Here is a 3,653-nt window from a genome sequence, read left to right on the forward strand (position 1 = left end):
TCGGGGAGGCGTTGTCCGACGGCCTGGGCGAGTTGTTCGGCGAGGTCGGGTATCAGTCGGCCACGGGCCAGGAAGTGACCTGGAACCCGTTCTCGGTGACGGCGGGCGTGTCCGAGTCGGTGTTCAGCGGTGTGGGCAATCTGGCGGGCTTGGCATGGCGGGGCAAACTGCACCCGCAAGGCCCGAGCCCCTACCTCGACGACACCAGCCGACGTGAGGGCGACAGCGATGGTGGCGGGTTCGATGAGGAGAAGACCCCGCTGCTGGGAATAGGGCCTGGGTCGCAGACAGGCAACACCCCTGGCTCCCCGGGCAAGGACAGCACCTTCACCCCCTCCGATGCCTCGGATGGCTCGAAGCCATCTGATGTGGACTCTGTTTTCCCGGTCGGGCCGGTGGATTCGGCTGCGGTGCCGGTGCCCTCGGGCAAAGACCCCGTGGTGTCCGCTGCCGTGGACAGCAAGGACAGCATGGACGTTAAGGGCGGTAAGGAGGGTGCCGACGGCAGCGTGCCGGGCGGGAAGCCGACTCGTGATGGTCCAGAGGTGCCAGGTTCCGGGCAGGACCGGCAGGGCACACCGCCGCCGGTGTATTCCCGTGGGGTAGTGGGTTCCGGGCGGGATCGACAGGGCACACCGCTGCCGGCACATTCCGATGGGGTAGTGGGTTCCGGGCAGGACCGGCAGGATCCGCCACCGCCGTACAGTGCGGCTGCCGGTGGCGATCAGGCCGTGTCCGGGGCGCATGGTGTGGATGTGCCCGGGAACCTGCCGCTGGAGGTGCATACCTCGCAGACACCGGACTCACCAGCGTTGACCCCACATGCTTCTGGTGCGCCCGCGAATGCCGCGCTGCCGGAGACTGGCAGGTCCGGTTCTGTCATGGACCCCGACGGTGGTGTGCCCGCAGGGCAGCCGACGTCGCCGCATCAGGATCCGGCGGCGGCCGTGCTAGCGGCCTTGCCTGCGGCCTTGCCTGCGGCCTTGCCTGCGGCCGTGCCGGTGGGTGTGCCGGTGGACGCGGTGCGGGTGCGGGTGCCGGCGGGTGTGGTTGCTGGTGGCGGGTTGGTGGAGTTCGTGCGGGGTGGTGTCGCTGATTCCACGGGTGGGCCTGTGCTGCTGGTCGCGCAGGGCAGTCCGGGTGCGGGTGTGGTGGTGTCGCTTGGTCAGGGTTCGGCTCTGGCGCAGGGTGTGGGGCGTGACGTTGTCGCGGTGACGCCAGGGCAGGGTGGGCGTGGGCCGCAGTGGACGGTGTTCGGTGCGGATGGTTCGGCTAGGGCGGTGGCCGGGCTCGGTGCCTCGGTGCCGGTCGGCGGGCATGGGGGCGTGGCCGGTCTGGCGGATGCCTCGGCTGCTGGTCCGGCAGTGTCGGGACGAGCGCCGGTGGGGCAGTGGTCGGGTACGGATCTGCGGGGGGAGATCGATCGGGCGAGGAATGGGCGCCGGTCTGGTGATGATGAGGTGGCGGCGTGGCGGATCGTGCAGGGCACGCATGACATCGCGGGGTTGGCTCGTGGGGATGCTGTTGTGTCGCTGGAGGATGTGATGGCGCTGGTTGCGGCCAAGCACCACGAGATCGGCCGGGATCACTGGGCCGAGCTTGTGGAGTTTTCCCAGGCGCTGGCGGACAGGCTGGGAACGAAAGGCAGCGGGCTGAGCATCCAGGCGGGGACGGGACCGCAGGATCAGGAGCTTCTTCGATCGGAAGACGGCAAGAGCAGTACGGCTTTGCTCGGGTGGGACACGGTGGATGCCGGCGGTTCCGGGGCGCGCAGCGGTAAACACGACAAGCTGAGCGGGGGCATGCCCTATCCTGGCGAGTCCGATGCGGCCCGGTTGCGCGACGTCCTCGGTGTCGGTGTCGGGGTGTTCGCGGCCGGTCAGGAGGTGTGGCATGCCGCTGATGGGCGTGTTGTCATCGGCGATTTGTCTTTCGCTGCCAGCGGGTTGCCGACGTGGAGCCAACGGGCCGACGCGATGTTCGGCGGTGAGGCCCGGTCCGCGAGGGCAGGACACTGGTACGTGTTGTCGGCCGCGGGAGGCATTCGGTGGCTTCCCGACGCGGATCTTGTTTCAGCGCTGGCGAGTTCGGGCACGTCGGTACGGTCGGGCATGGCGCCAGAATTCGAGTTCCGTGGGGGTGTGCGCAGCACGCCGGTGAGTCTTGTGATCCATGGGGCGACCGAAACGGCCGGATACACCGGATGGACCCGGTCTCCGTACTATGCCGCGGCTGTCGGGGAGGGCAGGAAGCCACTGCTGGTGCTGGGGCACGGTGACGCGCTCGTCTCCAATGCCGAGGTCGCCACGCTGCTGCGCGGTACCGGGGCGGATGTGTTGGCGCGGGTGAACCGACGTCGGGGTCCGAAGTGGATGCTGCACCCGGCGAACGGAAGCCGGCCGCGGCCGGTAGAGCCCCCGGCCGAAGTGATCCACAGACCACGACCGGAACCGTTGTTGTTCGGCGGACCCGGCGATTCCGCCGAGACGATCGAGCAGGCTGCGGAGTCGGCACCCGATTTGCCGGACACTCAGGTCGTGGGTGTCCATGTGACGCCCGAGGGACGGGCGATGTCGCCGGATGGCGGGAAGATGACGCCCGAAGCCTTCGCAGATCAGGTCCGAGAAGACCGGCGTTTCGTCCCGGGACTGGCGGATGTGTTTCAAACCGTGGACAAGCGTGTTCATGCCACGGGGGTTTCTGTTGCCGGGGATGGCATGTTGTTGCCGCAGTTCATACAGGGGCTGGGTACTGGGCAGTGGTATCTGCTGGGCTCGCAGGGGCAACTGCTGCAGGTGTCCGGGCCGGATTTGGGTGCTGCGGTGGACGGCTCGGTGCCGCCTCGTTACGTCGACGGAACGCGGCTGACCCCGGTACTCAGGTGGGCGGGGAGCACGAGCCGTCACCGGCCTCAGGTCGCCGCCCATCGCGGGCCGGCTGGGGGCGGTGTGGCGGCCTCTGGGCAGCAGGATGCTGATACGGGACAAAAGAAACGGGTTCAGCTGCCTCAGACTCCTCGGGAGGAGTTGGGTGGGTGGGTTACGCGGGCTCGAGAGGAGGGAGGGGCCACGACCGCCAAGGAAGGACGGAACTGGCTGCATACACAAGGCCGTGGGGTTGGCAACGCTGCTTGGCTGGATGCGTGGCGTGCTGAGGCGGGGAAGGAGAAGGAGGTTCAGCGGCCTGGGATTCCTGGGGAGGAGTTGGGTGTGTGGGTTGTGCGGGCTCGAGAGGAGGGAGGGGCCACGACCGCCGAGGATGGACTGAAATGGCTGCGTGAACAGGGCCGCGGAGCTGACACCGCTGCTTGGGGGGCTGCGTGGCGTGGTGTTGTGGAGGTTGGTGTTGCTCATGTTGGGGTGACGGCTGGAGGTCGTTCTGGGGGGCCTGGGCCGGCACTGCCGGACAGTGAGGTTTCTGGCGAGGATCCTTTCGCTTGGGCGCCGGGAGTGAGTGGTGAGGGGACTGTTGCCGGCGTTCTGGGGTTGTTGCCGGTGGACTGGGTGAGGTTCGCCGAGGTGGAAGGCTGGCCGGAGGTCGAGGTGGCGAGGTTGCAGTTGGCCGCTGCGCGGTTGGTGAGTCCGCTGTTGTTCGCTCCGGTGTTTGTGGGTGTGAAGCCGCCGGAGCGGGAGGCGTTTGATTTGGTGGTGGAC

General features: G+C 68.2%; 1 pseudogene. It reads left to right on the forward strand.

The window, feature by feature from the left end:
- Positions 1-3,653: pseudogene (locus ACWDKQ_RS35405) on the forward strand (hypothetical protein); the annotation flags it as partial.

The organism is Saccharopolyspora sp. NPDC000995 (genome assembly GCF_053599315.1).